At 67.1% G+C, this 16,309-nt stretch carries 15 protein-coding genes; 10 read left to right on the top strand and 5 right to left on the bottom strand.

Annotated features, from left to right (window positions below):
* Nucleotides 1–5 precede the first annotated feature (5 nt).
* Nucleotides 6–671 (top strand): serine protease, encoded by a 666-nt coding sequence (locus Q9R39_RS01765; protein WP_311277006.1) that lies wholly within the window; start codon nt 6–8, stop codon nt 669–671.
* A gap of 104 nt (nt 672–775) precedes the next feature.
* On the opposite strand, the gene Q9R39_RS01770 is transcribed toward Q9R39_RS01765, so the two are convergent.
* Nucleotides 776–1,846: a LacI family DNA-binding transcriptional regulator gene (locus Q9R39_RS01770; protein ID WP_396275634.1), complete on the bottom strand. Its 1,071-nt coding sequence runs from the start codon at nt 1,844–1,846 to the stop codon at nt 776–778.
* A 198-nt stretch (nt 1,847–2,044) separates the two neighbouring features.
* On the opposite strand from Q9R39_RS01770, the gene Q9R39_RS01775 reads away from it, so the two are divergent.
* The 6 genes from Q9R39_RS01775 to Q9R39_RS01800 all read left to right on the top strand — a co-directional run bounded on the left by Q9R39_RS01775 (nt 2,045) and on the right by Q9R39_RS01800 (nt 7,270).
* Nucleotides 2,045–3,124, top strand: coding sequence for an asparaginase (locus Q9R39_RS01775; protein WP_311277008.1), 1,080 nt, complete (start codon nt 2,045–2,047; stop codon nt 3,122–3,124).
* Nucleotides 3,125–3,128: 4 nt separating this feature from the next.
* Entirely contained in the window at nt 3,129–4,007 is an 879-nt protein-coding gene (locus Q9R39_RS01780; RefSeq protein WP_058252135.1) for a polysaccharide deacetylase, read from the top strand.
* 94 nt (nt 4,008–4,101) lie between these two features.
* Nucleotides 4,102–5,475 (top strand): MFS transporter, encoded by a 1,374-nt coding sequence (locus Q9R39_RS01785; RefSeq protein WP_058252136.1) that lies wholly within the window; start codon nt 4,102–4,104, stop codon nt 5,473–5,475.
* The gene (locus Q9R39_RS01790; protein ID WP_058252137.1) at nt 5,472–6,236 is read left to right on the top strand and encodes an SDR family NAD(P)-dependent oxidoreductase; all 765 of its coding nucleotides are present in this window, start codon (nt 5,472–5,474) and stop codon (nt 6,234–6,236) included. Before Q9R39_RS01785 ends, Q9R39_RS01790 begins: the two co-directional genes overlap by 4 nt.
* Nucleotides 6,237–6,263: 27 nt before the next feature.
* The gene (locus Q9R39_RS01795; protein ID WP_058252138.1) at nt 6,264–7,001 is read left to right on the top strand and encodes an SDR family NAD(P)-dependent oxidoreductase; all 738 of its coding nucleotides are present in this window, start codon (nt 6,264–6,266) and stop codon (nt 6,999–7,001) included.
* 47 nt (nt 7,002–7,048) lie between these two features.
* Nucleotides 7,049–7,270, top strand: a complete 222-nt coding sequence (locus Q9R39_RS01800) for a hypothetical protein (RefSeq protein WP_311277009.1) — start codon at nt 7,049–7,051, stop codon at nt 7,268–7,270.
* Between the two features lie 71 nt (nt 7,271–7,341).
* Here the strand turns inward: Q9R39_RS01800 and Q9R39_RS01805 are convergent, their stop codons facing one another.
* The 4 genes from Q9R39_RS01805 to Q9R39_RS01820 form a co-directional block, all read right to left on the bottom strand.
* Nucleotides 7,342–8,193 carry an alpha/beta hydrolase gene (locus Q9R39_RS01805; RefSeq protein ID WP_311277010.1) on the bottom strand — a complete coding sequence of 284 codons (852 nt, stop codon included), beginning with the start codon at nt 8,191–8,193 and terminating at the stop codon, nt 7,342–7,344.
* A 171-nt stretch (nt 8,194–8,364) separates the two neighbouring features.
* On the bottom strand, nt 8,365–9,378 hold the full coding sequence (gene ilvC, locus Q9R39_RS01810; protein WP_058252140.1) for a ketol-acid reductoisomerase: 1,014 nt from the start codon (nt 9,376–9,378) through the stop codon (nt 8,365–8,367).
* Between the two features lie 118 nt (nt 9,379–9,496).
* Nucleotides 9,497–10,000: an acetolactate synthase small subunit gene (ilvN, locus tag Q9R39_RS01815; RefSeq protein WP_058252141.1), complete on the bottom strand. Its 504-nt coding sequence runs from the start codon at nt 9,998–10,000 to the stop codon at nt 9,497–9,499.
* The gene (locus Q9R39_RS01820) at nt 9,997–11,961 is read right to left on the bottom strand and encodes an acetolactate synthase large subunit (RefSeq protein ID WP_058252142.1); all 1,965 of its coding nucleotides are present in this window, start codon (nt 11,959–11,961) and stop codon (nt 9,997–9,999) included. The genes ilvN and Q9R39_RS01820 overlap by 4 nt, the downstream gene beginning before the upstream one ends.
* A gap of 347 nt (nt 11,962–12,308) precedes the next feature.
* Here Q9R39_RS01820 and Q9R39_RS01825 point away from each other — a divergent pair, with 347 nt between their 5' ends.
* The 3 genes from Q9R39_RS01825 to ilvD all read left to right on the top strand — a co-directional run bounded on the left by Q9R39_RS01825 (nt 12,309) and on the right by ilvD (nt 16,304).
* A complete protein-coding gene (locus Q9R39_RS01825) occupies nt 12,309–12,764 on the top strand; it encodes a PH domain-containing protein (protein WP_068972332.1) in 456 nt (151 codons plus the stop codon).
* Between the two features lie 80 nt (nt 12,765–12,844).
* A complete protein-coding gene (mgtE, locus tag Q9R39_RS01830) occupies nt 12,845–14,191 on the top strand; it encodes a magnesium transporter (RefSeq protein WP_311277011.1) in 1,347 nt (448 codons plus the stop codon).
* Nucleotides 14,192–14,459: 268 nt separating this feature from the next.
* Nucleotides 14,460–16,304 carry a dihydroxy-acid dehydratase gene (ilvD, locus tag Q9R39_RS01835; protein ID WP_311277012.1) on the top strand — a complete coding sequence of 615 codons (1,845 nt, stop codon included), beginning with the start codon at nt 14,460–14,462 and terminating at the stop codon, nt 16,302–16,304.
* Nucleotides 16,305–16,309: the final 5 nt, after the last annotated feature.

Consider the following 16,309-nt stretch of genomic DNA (forward strand, 5'->3'; position numbering starts at 1 on the left):
TGCGGATGACGAAGAAGCTGACAGTACTGTTGGCGGTTTTGACTGCGACGGTGCTGGCCGGCTGGGGAGGGGGCGTCGCGGTCGCCGCACCGGCGAAGATCTTCATGGGAGGCGGGTCCGGAATCCTGGTGCTCAAGGGCGGCAACTCGGCCGCGGCCTGCACCCTGACCACCATCGGCCGCTCGAAGACCAACAAGCTCATCGGGGTCACCGCGGGACACTGTGGCACTCCCGGCCAGAAGGTCTACTCCGAGACGTTCCAGGACCGCGGCCAGGCAGGCACCATCACCTACACCGCGCCGGATCTCGACATGGCGATCATCGAACTCGACGCCTCTCGAGTCGTGCCGCTGCGCACGGTCCGCGGCGTGACGATCCGCTCGGTCGACCAGGCGCCGCTCGCCTTCCCGACCATCGCCTGCAAAGAAGGCCGAACCACCGGCAACACCTGCGGCATCGCCTGGTTCTCCGACGGCGACGTGCACGTCAGCCAGATGTGCGTCATCGAAGGTGACTCCGGTAGCCCCGTGGTCGTCGGCGACCGGCTGGTGGGCATGGTGAACGCCTACTACTTCCTCGGTTGCCTCGGCCCCGAGACCGGCACCAACATCCAGCCGATCCTGAAGCGGATCGCTTCGCTCGACGCTTACAAGGGATTCCGGGTCGCCTGACGACTCTGGGTCCCACCCCCACCGACGCCCCGGATGGTTTCCCTCCGGGGCGTCGTCGTGTCCGGGGTGACGTACGCGACGCCGCTGCATGTGGTGTTCGCCCGTCAGGCCTCGACGGATGGCGGGTCGCCCGCCTGCTCGCTCACGGAGGTGCTGCTCGATCGGATGATCAGCTCGGGCTCGAGCACGACCGACTCGGGCGTCCGGCCGCCGATGACCTCGAGCAGCAAGCCAACCGCTCGTCTGCCCATCTCGTGCATGGGCGACCGGATCGTGGTCAGTGGGACGGCCCCGCCCGATGCGATGGGCGTGTCGTTGTAACCGACGAGTGCAACGTCATCGGGTACCCGGATCCCGCGATCGCGCAGGGCCCCGAAGGCTCCGATGGCAGCGAAGTCGTTCGTCGCGAAGATGGCATCCGGCACCGACCCGGTCTCCAGCAGCTGCTCGACCGCGGCACGACCGCCGGCCGGGTCGAAACCCGAATAGACGATACGGTCGTCCGGGATCTCGACGCCCTGTTCGGCGAACGCGGTCACGATGCCGTTGGTGCGGTCACGTGCGGTGGACGCGAACTCCCAGCCGGCGAGGACCGCGACATCTCGCCGCCCGGTGTCGTACAGATGCCCACCGACCAGCCGTCCGCCCTTGACGTCGTCGACCGTCGCCGAGGGATAGTCCCCCGCCGTTCGTGACACGAGCGCGAATTTGACTCCCTCCGAATAGATCTCGTCGAGGAAGTGGTGATCGAGATGAGCGTCCCCGTAGATCAGGCCATCGACACGGCGGTCGATCATCATGCGGGTCCGCGAGCGTTGATTATCGGGCTTGTCCAGTGAGTTGGTGACGAAGGTCGAGAGTCCCGACTCGTAGGCCGCCTCCTCGACTCCCTCGTAGATGGTGGCGAGTACGTAGTCCTGTAGCCGCGGTACGAGTACGCCTATCAGTCCGGAGCGACGGGTCCGCAGGCTCGATGCCTGGGGGTTCGGGGAATAGCCGTGTTCGGAGGCGAATGCGCGTATCCGGGCGACAGTGTCGGAGGACCCCCAGCGGAGCGCGGCGTCGCCGGGCGTGTTGAGCACCCGGGACACGGTTGACGGGCTGACCCCCAGTTCGGTGGCGATCATGCGGAGTGTCAGCGGCCCCCTCGCCGTCCCCTGTACTGGCTTTCTCAACCCGGCCCTCTCTCGTCGATGGCCCACAGCGTACCCAACGACTTCTGTTACGTCGCGATTTACACAAACGTTTGGCGGAAGTTACACAAACGATTGCGTCAAACGTTTGGGTTGTGCTTCACTTCACGTCATGCACGTCACAGTCATCCGAATCGCTCCCGCCATCGGGGGCCTCACCACACCTTCGAGCCGCAACCGATGACGCGGATCGCCATCGTCGCCACGGGCGGCACCATTGCCTCCGAGGCCACCGACGCCGGGGTCGTGGCGACCAAGACCGCCGCGCAACTAGTCGAACGGGCGGGCCTCGACGACATCGAGATCGAGACGGTCGATCTGATGACGGTGGGCTCCTACCGGCTGACACTCGGACATCTGCGGCAGATCAGTGACGCGGTCGGCGCACTTCTCACCCGGTCCACGGAACGGGTCGACGGCGTGGTGATCACGCACGGAACCGACACCATGGAGGAAACTGCGATCCTCCTCGACCTCGTCCACGACGATCCCCGGCCCGTCGTCCTGACGGGTGCCCAACGGGCCGGCGACAACGCCGACGGTGACGGTCCGGGCAACCTCACCGACGCCGTCCGCGTCGCCGCGACGCCGACCGCCCGCGACCGTGGCGTCATGATCGTCTTCGCCGGACAGATCATCCCCGCCCGGGGGGCACGAAAGATCCACACGACCGCACTCGATGCATTCCGCTCCGTCGTTTCTGCCTCGTCGGGGAAGGTGACGAATGGGCAGGTCTGCTTCGGGCCCACGGCGCCGCGACCCGACCCATTGCCACGCCCAGATGCTGGATTCGACGACACGCGTGTCGATCTCGTCGACGTCTATCCCGGTGCGGACGACGCGCTGCTGCGCGCGGCTGCGGCCTGCGGCGCCGCCGGAATCGTGCTGGCGGGAACCGGTATCGGCAACGGCAACCCGGCGATCGTCGAAGCCGCGGCCGACCTCGTCGATGACGGCCTGGCGCTCGTCCTGTCCACCCGTGTACCGGCCGGACCCGTCCGCGGCGTCTACGGCAACGGCGGCGGTGCGGATCTGGTCGGCGCCGGCGTCCCACCCGTCTCCGGCCTGCCTGCGACGCAGGCACGGATTCTGTTGGCGCTGTTGCTGTCCACCGGCCGGACGCGCGACCAGCCCCTCGCCCACTTGATCGAGACATATGCAGATGTGTCGCCGAACCGGGCATCGAATTCCGACGGTTCCACCGACATCCACACGACCCTCATCCACGACAACGAGCTCCCGAACACCAAGGAGGACTGAAACAATGGCCAAGGAAATCTTCGTAGCTTTCGGCATCGACGTCGACGCGGTCGGCGGCTGGCTCGGCTCATACGGCGGCGAGAACTCTCCCGGGGACATTTCTCGCGGAGTGTTCGCGGGTGAGGTCGGCGTCCCCCGCCTCAACAACCTGCTCGCGAAATACGATCTCCCGGCAACCTGGTTCTGGCCGGGGCACTCCGTCGAGACATTCCCCGAACAGTTCGATCAGGTCGTCGCCGCGGGACACGAGATCGGTTTGCACGGATACAGTCACGAGAACCCGATCGCGATGACACGTGAGCAGGAATCGGAGATCCTCGATCACTGCATCGATCTGATCAGCACTCGGACCGGCAAGCGGCCCACCGGATACGTCGCGCCATGGTGGGAGTTCAGCAAGGTCACCAACGAGTTGCTCGTCGAGCGCGGGATCACCTACGACCACTCGCTGATGCATCGTGACTTCGAGCCGTACTACGTCCGGGTGGGTGACTCATGGACCCCGATCGATTACGACAAGCCGGCCGCGGAATGGATGAAACCGCTCGTCCGCGGTGAGGAGACCGACCTGGTCGAGATCCCGGCGAGCTGGTACCTCGACGATCTCCCCCCGATGATGTTCATCAAGGGCAGCCCGAACAGCCACGGATTCGTCAATCCGCGACACATCGAGGAGATGTGGCGTGACCAGTTCGACTGGGTCTATCGCGAAAGCGACTACGCCGTCTTCACATTCACCATCCACCCGGACGTCTCCGGCCGGCCGCAGGTGTTGCTCATGCTCGAGCGCCTGATCGAGCACATCAATTCGCACGACGGTATCCGTTGGGCGGATTTCGACACCATCGCCGAAGACTTCAAGAAGCGCTCGCCGCGCCGCTGACTTCCGGGCCGCCGACTGCCGCACCGCCCATTCCCCTATGCCGACCCGATGACGCGCCGGCTTCGCACATCCCACTGAGCAAGAGAGCACAACCATGTCTCAATCCACCACCCCACCCCCGGGGCTGCGTCGTGTCACCGGCAAGGAGACCCGACGCGCGTCCGGAATCGCGTTCTTCGCCTGGACGATCGCGGTGTACGACTTCATCCTGTTCGGCACGTTGCTCCCGCGGATCGAGGAGTCGTTCGGCTGGTCGACCAGTCACGCACTCCTGGTCTCCACCCTGGTGAGCGTCGGCACCGCGATCGTGGTCCTCCTCGTGGGTCCCATGGTCGACAAGCTCGGACGTCGCAAGGGCATGATCATCTCGGTCGGCGGTACCGCGGCGTCGTCGGCGGCCACGGCGGCGACGTTCGGCGCGACCTCGCTGATCGGTGTCCGCGCGATCAGTGGCCTCGGCCTCGCCGAGCAGTCGGTCAACGCCACGTATCTCAACGAGCTCTACGAGCTGACCGAGGACGAGAAGATCAAGAAGCGTCGTGGGTTCGTCTACTCGATGGTCCAGACCGGTTGGCCGGCCGGCGCATTGCTCGCGGCCGGATTCGTCGCCATCGTGACGGCCATCTTCGGCGCGGACTCCTGGCGGATCGCGTTCCTGCTGGCCACCATTCCCGCGGTCATCGTCGCCCTCGTGTGCCGCACCCTCAAGGAGAGCCCGCAATTCGAGGCGCAGCACGCGGTCAAGCAACTCCGCAAGGCCGGAAAGCACGACGAGGCGGAGGCCCTCGCGGCCGCGACCGCCACGGTCGAGCAGACCTCGGCACCCTTCAAACGGATCTTCACCGGCAAGCACCTGCGCAACACCGTCGTGTTGTCCCTGGCCTGGCTGCTCAACTGGTTCGCGATCCAGACCTTCTCGGTCCTGGGTACCACGGTGCTGGAGAAGGGTAAGGGGATCGACGCCTCGAGCACCCTCATCCTCGTGGTGCTGTCGAATCTGGTCGCGGTCGCGGGTTACCTCGCGCACGGCTGGGCCGGCGACCGATTCGGGCGGCGCAACACCATTGCCGTCGGCTGGTTGCTCTCGGGTCTGTTCTTCGGCGCGATGCTGCTCGGACCGTCGAGTCAGATCTTCGTGCTCGTGACCTACATGATGGGCCTGTTCTTCCTCCTCGGCCCGTATGCCGCCATCATGTTCTTCCAGGCGGAGTGCTTCGACACCGATTGTCGCGCAACGGGAAGTGCCTTCATCGGCGCGATGTCGCAACCCGGAGCGATCATCTCGGGCTTCATCCTGACCGGTCTCACCGCGGCATCGGTCGGTTACTCGACCGCCGCGCTCTGGGTCGGTGCGCTCGGCGCCATCGCGTCGGCGGTGATCGTGCTCGGCGCACGCAAGGTCGCCGACACGCCGCCGCAGGCCGGTGTGCCCGCGGGCCCCACGACGACGGCAGGAGCACAGGCATGACCGACCCGGCCGTCGCCATGATCACCGGCGCCGCTTCGGGCATCGGCGCCGCCACCGCGGTCTGCCTGGCCGAACGAGGCGTGCGCGTGGGGATCGGGACATTCCCGGGCGACCCGCACGATCCGGAGACGACGCTGCGGGACGTCAGCGACGCCGGTGGACAGGGGCGGATCGTCGAGGTCGACGTGCGCTCGACCGAGTCGGTGGACGCCTTCGCCGCGGACCTCGTGTCGGCGTGGGGACGGCTCGACATCGCGGTCGCAAACGCGGGAATCCTCCGCGAGGCCTCGTTCGATTCCATCACCGACGAACAATGGCACGACATGATGGCCGTCGACCTGCATGGCGTCATGCGGACGGCTCGCGCCGGACTGCGCCACATGACCGAAGGCGGATCGGTGACCGTGATCTCGTCGATCGCCGGCGGTGTCTACGGCTGGCAGAACCACGCCCACTACGCGACGGCCAAAGCCGGGATCATCGGTCTGGCTCGAAGTCTCGCCGTCGAATACGGGCCCCGGGGCATCCGCGCGAACGCCATCATCCCCGGCCTCATCCGAACTCCGCAGTCGAGTGACGCCGTCAATTCGCTCGGCCCCGAGGGCTTGGACCGGGCAGGGGGTTACATCCCCTGGGGTCGGGTCGGCCATCCACGGGAGGTAGCCGAGGTGATCGCCTTCCTCTCGAGTCCGCAGGCCTCCTATGTCAGCGGTCAGGCGATCGTCGTCGACGGCGCACTGACCACCGCTATGCGCGACTGAACAACGGGCTGAAAGAGAGGATCTGACATGACCGGAATTCTCCGGGACCGGCGCGCTCTGGTCACCGGCGCGGCGTCGGGAATCGGGCGTGCGATCGCGTCGGCCTATCTCGCCGAGGGCGCCACTGTGACGCTTGCGGATCGCGATCATCGGGTGACCGCAGTCGCCGACGAGGTCGGCGCCCGGCGCGGGGTCGTTCTGGATGCGACATCCGAGCCCGAGGTCGATGCGCTGGTCGCGCGGATGGTCGACGAGGACGGTGGACTCGACATCCTCGTCTGCTCACACGGCATCCTCACCCAGTCGCCGACCGTGGACATGTCCACCGAGATGTGGCGCGAGACCATCGACATCGATCTCACCAGCGTCTTCTTGTGCAACCGGGCGGCGCTGCGGCCGATGTTGGCCCAGGGCGCCGGGCGCATCATCAACGTGGCCTCGCAGCTGGGTATCAAAGGCGGTGTCTCGCTGGCGCATTACGCCGCGGCGAAGGCTGGCGTGATCGCGATGACGAAGTCGATCTCGCTCGAGACCGCGGGACGTGGCGTGCTCGTGAACGCCATCGCACCCGGTCCGATCGACACCCCCATGGTCGAGGGCATCGACGACGAGTGGAAGCGAGACAAGCGCGCCGAACTCCCCCTCGGACGGTTCGGCCGGCCCGAGGAGATCGCACCGGCAGCCGTGCTCCTCGCCTCCGATCCGGGTGGCAACCTGTTCGTCGGGCAGGTACTCGGCCCCAATTCCGGCGACGTGATGCCCTGATGTGCGGAGGTTGCGCAGGCGCACCGCCGGATTGGGCCGCGGAGTTCGTGTCCGGGCCTCGCCGGCGTGCGGACGTGGCCCGGCGGATGTCGGAGCTGCTGCGCCGCGACCATGTTCGGGCCATCCCCTCGGGATGGGTGGTCAGCGCCCCCACCGGTTCCGCGGTGGTGTGTCGCACCTACGACGAACTCGTCGACATCGTCTCCCGGCGGTCCGGACTCGAGACTGCCCACGTACGGGAACGGGGTCTGTCTGCACACGCCATGTGACGATCACGATCACCGCCGCGGCTACCGGAGAACCTCCGGCAGCCGCGGCGTCGTCGGTGAGGTCACCGCGGTCACGTCACCGCCCCGAGCCAGTCCTCGATCGCCCGGGTGACCGCTGCCCTCGCCTCCAGCGGTGCGAGATGTCCGACACCGTCGAGGATCACGGGGTCGCGGCGGTCGGGCAGGAGGTCTCGTAGCTGCGTGGCCTGCTCGACGGGAATCCACGGATCGTCGGCGCCCCAGCCGATCCGTGTCGGGCACCGGACCTGCGCCAGGCGTTCCGCGACGGGTCTGGTGTGCTCCGGCCGCAATGCCGCGATCTGACGATAGAACCCGGCTTTGCCGGCCCCGCCGAGCCACGGACGAGTCAGCGCGTCGAGGTCATCGTCGGTCGGCCGATGCCGCGCGGCACCGGCGATGTACTCGCGCACCAACGCCGCGTGCAAGGGGTCGGGAAGTTGCTCGAAGACCTCGGTGTTGTCGGCGACCAGTCGAAAGAAGGGTGACCCCCACGGATCCAGAGTCACGATGTCCCAGAGGAACAACGACGCGTACTCGCGACCGTGGAGCAGATGCGCACCCAGTGCCACCGCGCCCCCGATGTCGTGTGCGATCACGTGCGGCCGCGTCAGACCCCACTGTGACTGCAGCACAGCGAATCTCGACATCTGGGTCGCCAGATCCACCGGTGCGTCCCTGACCATCGACTGCCCGTATCCAGGCATGTCCCACAGGAAGACCCGGCGACCGAGGCCGATCTGTTGCGCCACGCCGGCCCACACGTACGCCGACCACGGGGTCCCGTGGCACATCACCACATCGATGTCGGTGTGCCCCGCCGGCTCGAGAACATATGTCGCAACACGCTCCCCGTCGACGTCGACATAGACCGGCGGCGGCAGAACGATCCCTTGGCTGTCCACGAGTCAGACACTAAACCCGTCGAGCCGAACCCACCCTTTTTCGGTATTTCCTCACCCCGCGACCCCGGTGGGTTTACCGAAAAGGGGTGGGTGTGCGGAGACGCAAGCGGGTCCGCACCACATCGGTGCGGACCCGCTGTCGGCGCTGCGTTCAGCGCAAACCGCTGCGACTCAGGCGGTCTCGGTGATCGGACGATCAACCCAGCTCATCAGGTCGCGCAGCTTCTTGCCGGTGACCTCGATCGGGTGCTCGGCGTTCTCCTTGCGCAGGCCCTCGAGCTCCTTGTTGCCGCCCTCGACGTTGGCGACGAGGCGCTTCACGAAGGTGCCGTCCTGGATGTCGGTGAGGATGCCGCGCATGCGCTCCTTGGTGTCGGCGTCGATGACCCGCGGGCCCGACACGTAACCGCCGAACTCGGCGGTGTCGGAGACCGAGTAGTTCATGCGCGCGATGCCGCCCTCGTACATGAGGTCGACGATCAGCTTTAGCTCGTGCAGCACCTCGAAGTAGGCCATCTCGGGGGCGTAACCCGCCTCGACCATCACCTCGAAGCCGGTCTTGACCAGTTCCTCGGTGCCGCCGCACAGCACGGCCTGCTCGCCGAAGAGGTCGGTCTCGGTCTCTTCCTTGAACGTGGTCTTGATGATTCCGGCACGACCACCGCCGATGGCGCTGGCGTAGCTCAGCGCAAGCGCCTGGCCCTCGCCCTTGGGGTCCTGGTGGACGGCGATGAGCGCGGGAACGCCCTTGCCGTCGACGAACTGGCGGCGCACGAGGTGGCCGGGGCCCTTCGGGGCGACCATCGCGACGGTCACGTTCTCCGGCGCCTTGATGAGGCCGAAGTGGATGTTGAGACCGTGGCCGAAGAACAGCGCGTTGCCGTCCTGCAGGTTCGGCTCGATGTCCTCGGTGAAGATCTTCGCCTGCGAGGTGTCGGGCGCCAGCACCATGATGACGTCGGCCCAGGCGGCGGCCTCGGATGCGGTGAGCACCTTGAGGCCCTGCTCCTCGGCCTTGGCCTTCGACTTGGAGCCCTCACGCAGACCGATCACGACGTCGACGCCGGAATCGCGCAGCGACAGCGAATGCGCATGGCCCTGGCTGCCGTAACCGATCACCGCGACCTTGCGACCCTGGATGATCGACAGATCCGCGTCGTCGTCGTAGAACAGTTCGATGGCCACTATGTTTCCCTTCGATATGTGGTGTCCCTGGCGGATTCTCGGAATCCGTCGGGATTCGTAATTCCCTTGTCGCTCCTCGCCGATGCTCAGATGAGCGCGAGGACAGCGGGATTCTCTGTCAGCGGTTGGCCGACATGCTCTTCGGTCCCCGACCGAGGGTCACCGCGCCCGATTGCGCGATCTCCCGGATTCCATACGGATCGAGCATCCGCAGAAGTGCTTCGAGTTTTTCCGACGTGCCGGTGGCCTCGATCGTCAGCGACTCGGGCGAGACGTCGATCACCTTGGCGCGGAACAGATTCACCACCTCGATGACCTCGGTGCGCACCGTCGAATCCGACCGCACCTTGACCATCATCAGCTCGCGCGAGACCGAGCTCGCCGGGTCCTGCTCGACGATCTTGATCACGTTGATCAGCTTGTTGAGCTGCTTGGTGACCTGCTCGAGGGGGAAGTCCTCCACCGAGACCATGATGGTCATCCGCGAGATGCCCTTGAGCTCGGTGGGGCCCACGGCGAGTGACTCGATGTTGAATCCGCGCCGCGAGAACAGCGCCGAGATCCGCGCGAGGACGCCGGGTCGGTCTTCGACCAGGACACTGAGGGTATGGGTGGTGCTCACTGCTCGTCCTTCTGGTTTGCGCGATCGGCCGGCGCGTTGTCGACCGTTTGATGGCCATCCATCGCCTGGTGGATCTCCACCGGGCCCGACGCCGACTCGTCGTCGTCGAACAGCGGCCGGATGTCGCGGGCGGCCATGATCTCGTCGTTGCCGGTACCGGCGGCGACCATCGGCCACACCTGGGCGTCCTTGCCGACGATGAAGTCGATGACCACCGGGCGGTCGTTGATCTCCCGCGCCTTCGCGATCACCTCGTCGACGTCCTCCTCGCGCTCGACGCGGAAAGCCACGCAGCCCAGCGCCTCCGAGAGCTTGACGAAGTCCGGGATCATCCGCGAGTGCGTCGACAGATCGGTGTTCGAGTAACGCTCTTCGTAGAACAGCGTCTGCCACTGGCGCACCATACCCAGGTTGCCGTTGTTGATCAGCGCCACCTTGATCGGGATGCCCTCGATCGCGCAGGTGGCGAGTTCCTGGTTGGTCATCTGGAAACAGCCGTCACCGTCGATCGCCCAGACCTCGGCGTCGGGGTCGGCGGCCTTGGCGCCCATGGCGGCGGGCACCGCGTAGCCCATCGTGCCCAGACCACCGGAGTTGAGCCAGGTGCGCGGCTTCTCGTAGGAGATGAACTGTGCGGCCCACATCTGGTGCTGGCCGACACCTGCGCAGTACACCGCGTCCGGGCCGGCGGCCTTGCCGAGGGCCTGGATGACGAACTCCGGCGACATCGAGCCGTCGGTCTGACGGTCGTAGCTCAGCGGATAGGTCCGACGCAGGTTGTCGAGGTAGGACCACCACTGCGAGATGTCGGGAGTCGAGCCGCTGGTCGCCCGCTCCTCGCGCAGCGCCTCGGTGAGCTCGGCGATGACCGCCTTGCAGTCACCGACGATCGGCACGTCGACGGGCCGGTTCTTGCCGATCTCGGCGGGGTCGATGTCGGCATGGATGACCTTGGCGTTCGGCGCGAACGACGACAACTGTCCGGTGACCCGGTCGTCGAAGCGTGCTCCGAGGGTGATCAGCAGATCGCTGCGCTGCAGGCCCGCGACCGCCGCCACCGTGCCGTGCATGCCGGGCATGCCCAGGTGCAGCTGGTGGCTGTCGGGGAACGCGCCGCGTGCCATCAGCGTGGTGACCACCGGGATGCCGGTCAGCTCGGCCAGTTCCAGCAGCTCGGCCGACGCGTTCGCCTTGATGACACCGCCGCCGACGTAGAGCACCGGCGACTTCGCGGCGTTGATCATGCGGGCCGCCTCGCGAACCTGCTTGCCGTGCGGCTTGGTCACCGGACGGTAACCGGGCAGGTCGATCTGCGGCGGCCAGGAGAACGTGGTCTGGGCCTGCAAGATGTCTTTGGGGATGTCGACCAGGACCGCGCCGGGACGACCGCTCTCGGCGATGTGGAACGCCTCAGCGATGGTCTTCGGGATGTCGATCGCCCGGCTGACCAGGAAGTTGTGCTTGGTGACGGGCATCGTGATACCCGAGATGTCGGCCTCCTGGAACGCATCGGTGCCGATGAGCGCGCGACCGACCTGGCCGGTGATCGCGACGACCGGCACCGAGTCCATCTGGGCGTCGGCCAGCGGGGTCACCAGGTTGGTGGCACCGGGACCGGACGTGGCCATCATGACGCCGGCCCGCCCGGCGACCTGGGCGTACCCGGTCGCGGCGTGACCTGCGCCCTGCTCGTGACGGACGAGGACGTGGCGGACCTTCTGCGAGTCCAGCAGCGGGTCGTAGACCGGCAGGACCGCGCCACCCGGAATGCCGAAGACGACCTCGACACCGAGCTCCTCGAGGGAACGAACCACAGACTGGGCGCCGCTGACACGCTCGGGAGCAACGGTGTGCTGGGTTACCGCACGGAGGTTGCCCGCCGCCGGAGACTGCTGCCGCAGTCCTGCGTTGCGCGTCGGCTCGTTGCGGCCGGCGTCGGTGCGTGCTGTTGGTGCGCTCACTGCACGATCCTCATCTTGGTTGTGGAATCCGATATCGGTGATGGAAGTACCTGGCATGAAAAAACCCCCGACAGCTTCCGCTGTTCGAGGGTGGCGCGTCGATGCCGGTTGGGGGTCTGCGAGGTGACCGGTCAGGCGAAGACGCGCCAGCCGATTACTACGAGGATCCCGTTCTGCATCACGGGTTCACGGTAGGACTGTGTTCGGTTCCGAGTCAAACTCCGGACCACACCGTCTCACCATCTGGGAAAACACTGGTCGAGTCGGTTGTCTGCGCACCTCGATTTCGGTCCGGCGCGACGAACCCGTCGGCGAGAGGCCTCGGGGCCGGTTGGCACAATGGAGCGGTGCCGACTGATTCCACCGACCCCGTAGACCCGAAGACCAGCGCGACCCCTGCCGACGACGTCGCATTCGACTATCCGGTGACGTTCCGTATCAACCGGACCGCCTACTTCACGGTCCCGATGGCCGCGCTGGTGGTCGTGCTCCTGGTCGGCGCCTCCCCGTGGTTTGCCTTCGCCCTGATCGTCCCGGTCCTGGTCTGGTTGTGGATCCACCGGTTGCGGACCGTGGTCACCGAGAACGGACTCACCTCGGTGCGGATGTTCTCGACCACCGAGATCGCCTGGTCCGACATCGCCGGACTGCAGTTCCCGAAGTGGAGTTCGGTGCGTGCGGTCCTGACGGATGGCAGTCGAGTTCGTCTGCCCGCCATCGGTTTCCGTGATCTTCCCGCGTTGTCGCTCGTCAGTGGTGGCCGCATTCCGGACCCCTTCGAGGCGGCCCGCTCTGCCGAGTAGTCACGGTCTCCTCGTTTCCGGCACGGATCCGACTCCGCTCGGTCTCAGAGGCCTCCACCTGCCGGCGATAGAGTGCGGCCGTGGAGCACACCCGAACATTCGACGCCGGTGAACTCGACGAACTGATCTCGGCAGGTCGCCTCGCAGACGTCGGGACGACGCTGTCCGCGATGCCCGCGGGCGACATCGCCGCCCTGCTCGACCGGCTCCCCCACAAGTCCCGTGGCGTCGCGTTCCGTCTGCTGGCCAAGTACCTCGCGGTGGAGGTGTTCGACGATCTGTCGGCCGGCTCGCAGCGCCGCCTCATCGACGATCTGGGCACCGCGGACGTGGCCGCCGCCTTCGACCACCTCGACCCCGACGATCGCGCCGAGTTGCTGGACGAGTTGCCCGCGGGAGTCGCCAAGTCGCTGATCCAGCAGTTAACCCCGGCCGAACGCGACATGACCGCGGTGGTTCTCGGCTACCCGCGCGGTTCGGTGGGGCGTCGGATGAGTCCCGAGTTCGTCCACGCCCGAGAGGACGAACCGGCCGGCGACGCGTTGGCCCGCGTGCGAGAACGCGGACACGCCGCGGAGACGATCTACACGGTGCCCGTCCTCGACGGCGCTCGCTCGCTGTGCGGTGTGGTCAGCCTGCGCGACCTCCTCCTGGCCGACCCGGCCGAACCCGTCCACGACCTGATGAACAAGCCGATGTTCGCTCATGCCGAGGATGACGCCGAGGCCACCGCACAGAGGTGTGTGGACCGGGGAATCCTCGCCATGCCCGTCGTCGACAGCGACAGCCGCCTGGTCGGCGTCCTGACGATCGACGATGCCGTCGACGTCGTCGAGCAGGCCCGGGACACCGACGAGGCCCGTGCGGGCGCGCGTGAACCCCTCCGCGACCCGTACCTGTTCTCGTCCATCCTGTCGATCACGCGCGCCCGGATCGTGTGGCTGTTCGTGCTCGCGGTGTCGGCGATCCTCACCGTCAACGTGCTGGAGATCTTCGAGGGCACCCTCGAGCAGCGGGTCGCGCTTGCACTGTTCATCCCGCTGCTCACCGGGATCGGCGGGAACACCGGTTCGCAGGCGGCGACGACCGTGACCCGCGCACTCGCCACCGACGAGGTCGCCCCGCGCGACGTCGCCCGCGTCGCCGCCAAGGAGGTCCGCGTCGGACTGACCATGGGCGCGCTACTCGGACTCGCCGGGTTCACCGTCGCCGCACTCGTCTACGGCCTCGAGATCGGTGTGGTGATCGGCCTGACGATCCTGTCGGTGTGCACCCTTGCCGCGACCGTGGGCGGCGTGATGCCGCTGATCGCGAAGTCGATCCGCGTCGATCCCGCGGTGTTCTCCACGCCGTTCATCTCGACGTTCTGCGACGCCACCGGCCTTCTCCTCTACTTCTCGATCGCCAAGACGGTGCTGGGGATCTGACCCCGACCGAGGACGGCACCGGCGCGGCCCGGCCCGCACGCCCGAATGGTTTTGTTACCCATCGTCACAGCGGAGTAGCCTGCTTCTCGGTGCTCCCTCACGCCCACCCTCAGCGAGGCGGCGCCCGTCAACACAGTTCGCCCCGGCCACAGCCCGTGGGAACACACCCGGGGTCGCGGTGTTGAGCCGAAGAGTCCGGCGCCGGTCCGTCACCGCACGTCCGATCGCGCCGGGCCCGCCTGAGCCACACGATCGATTCGAGGAACCCATGCCTGCTCTGAGGTCACGTACCACCACCGTCGGCCGCGAAGCCGCCGGCGCCCGCTCCCTGTGGCGCGCCACCGGGATGACCGACGACGACTTCGGCAAGCCGATCGTGGCCATCGCCAACTCCTACACCCAGTTCGTGCCGGGGCATGTGCACCTGAAGGACGTCGGCGACATCGTGGCCGAGGCCGTGCGGGCCGCCGGTGGCGTGCCGCGGGAGTTCCACACCATCGCCGTCGACGACGGCATCGCGATGGGTCACGGCGGCATGCTCTACTCGCTGCCCAGTCGCGAGATCATCGCCGACTCGGTCGAATACATGGTCAAAGCCCACACCGCGGACGCGCTGGTGTGTATCTCCAACTGCGACAAGATCACTCCCGGCATGCTCAACGCCGCGATGCGCCTGAACATCCCGACGGTGTTCGTCTCCGGCGGGCCGATGGAAGCCGGCAAGGCAGTCGTCGTCGGCGATGTCGCACATCCGTCGTCGGACCTGATCACCACGATCTCGGCGTCGGCGAACAGTGCCGTCGACGACGCCGGACTCGACGAGGTCGAGCGGTCGGCGTGCCCCACGTGCGGTTCGTGCTCGGGCATGTTCACGGCCAATTCGATGAACTGCCTCACCGAGGCTCTCGGACTGGCACTGCCCGGCAACGGCTCGACGCTGGCCACCCACGAGGCCCGCCGCGCCCTGTTCGCGCGCGCCGGCACGGTCGTCGTCGATGCGGCGACACGTTGGTATCGCGACGACGACGCATCGGTGCTGCCGCGGAACATCGCCACGCCGACCGCGTTTCGGAACGCGATGGCCCTCGACGTCGCGATGGGCGGTTCGACCAACACCGTCCTGCACATCCTCGCCGCCGCGCAGGAGGGAGAGGTCGCCGATTTCGACCTCGGGGTCATCGACGAGATCAGCCGCAACGTGCCGTGTCTGTCGAAGGTCTCGCCGAATTCGGACTACCACATGGAGGACGTCCACCGGGCCGGCGGAATCCCGGCGATCCTCGGGGAACTGCGCCGCGCGGGCCTGCTCGACGACACCGCGTCGACCGTGCACACCCCGACCATGGCCCAAGCGCTCGACGACTGGGACATCCGCGGCGGCAAGGCTATCGACGAGGCCGTCGAACTCTTCCACGCCGCACCGGGCGGCGTCCGCACCACCACTCCGTTCTCGACGTCGAACCGGTGGAGTTCGCTCGACACCGATGCCGCAGGCGGTTGCATCCGCGACCTCGAGCACGCCTACACCGTCGAAGGCGGTCTGTGCGTGCTGCGCGGCAACCTCGCCCCCGACGGCGCTGTCCTGAAGACCGCGGGCATCGACGAGGACCTGTGGCACTTCGAGGGCCCGGCCCGCGTCGTCGAGAGCCAGGAAGACGCCGTCCAGGTCATCCTCTCCAAGACCATCCAGGCCGGCGAGGTACTCGTCGTGCGGTACGAGGGTCCCGCGGGTGGCCCCGGCATGCAGGAGATGCTGCATCCGACAGCCTTCATGAAGGGCACCGGGATGGGCAAGAAGTGCGCGCTCATCACCGACGGCCGGTTCTCCGGCGGGTCGTCGGGCCTGTCGGTCGGTCACATGTCCCCCGAAGCCGCGTCGGGTGGTGCCATCGGACTCGTCGAGGACGGCGACCCGATCCTCATCGACGTCAAGACCCGCCGCCTCGAGGTCCTGGTCGACGACGAGGTGCTCGCCGAGCGCCGCGCCAAGATGGAGGCCTCCGAACGGCCGTGGCAGCCGAAGGATCGTCAGCGCACGGTGACCACCGCACTGCGCGCGTACGCCAAGCTCGCGACGTCGGCCGACCGCGGCGCGGTGCGTCAGGTCGACTGACTACT

Source organism: Gordonia sp. AC31, assembly GCF_031844505.1.
GTDB lineage: Bacteria > Actinomycetota > Actinomycetes > Mycobacteriales > Mycobacteriaceae > Gordonia > Gordonia hongkongensis.

Coding starts and splice junctions, on each gene's coding strand:
- Q9R39_RS01775 (WP_311277008.1), top strand. CDS start 2,045: ATGACGCGGATCGCCATCGTCGCCACGGGCGGCACCATTGCCTCCGAG.
- Q9R39_RS01785 (WP_058252136.1), top strand. CDS start 4,102: ATGTCTCAATCCACCACCCCACCCCCGGGGCTGCGTCGTGTCACCGGC.
- Q9R39_RS01780 (WP_058252135.1), top strand. CDS start 3,129: ATGGCCAAGGAAATCTTCGTAGCTTTCGGCATCGACGTCGACGCGGTC.
- Q9R39_RS01765 (WP_311277006.1), top strand. CDS start 6: ATGACGAAGAAGCTGACAGTACTGTTGGCGGTTTTGACTGCGACGGTG.
- Q9R39_RS01790 (WP_058252137.1), top strand. CDS start 5,472: ATGACCGACCCGGCCGTCGCCATGATCACCGGCGCCGCTTCGGGCATC.
- Q9R39_RS01795 (WP_058252138.1), top strand. CDS start 6,264: ATGACCGGAATTCTCCGGGACCGGCGCGCTCTGGTCACCGGCGCGGCG.
- ilvD (WP_311277012.1), top strand. CDS start 14,460: ATGCCTGCTCTGAGGTCACGTACCACCACCGTCGGCCGCGAAGCCGCC.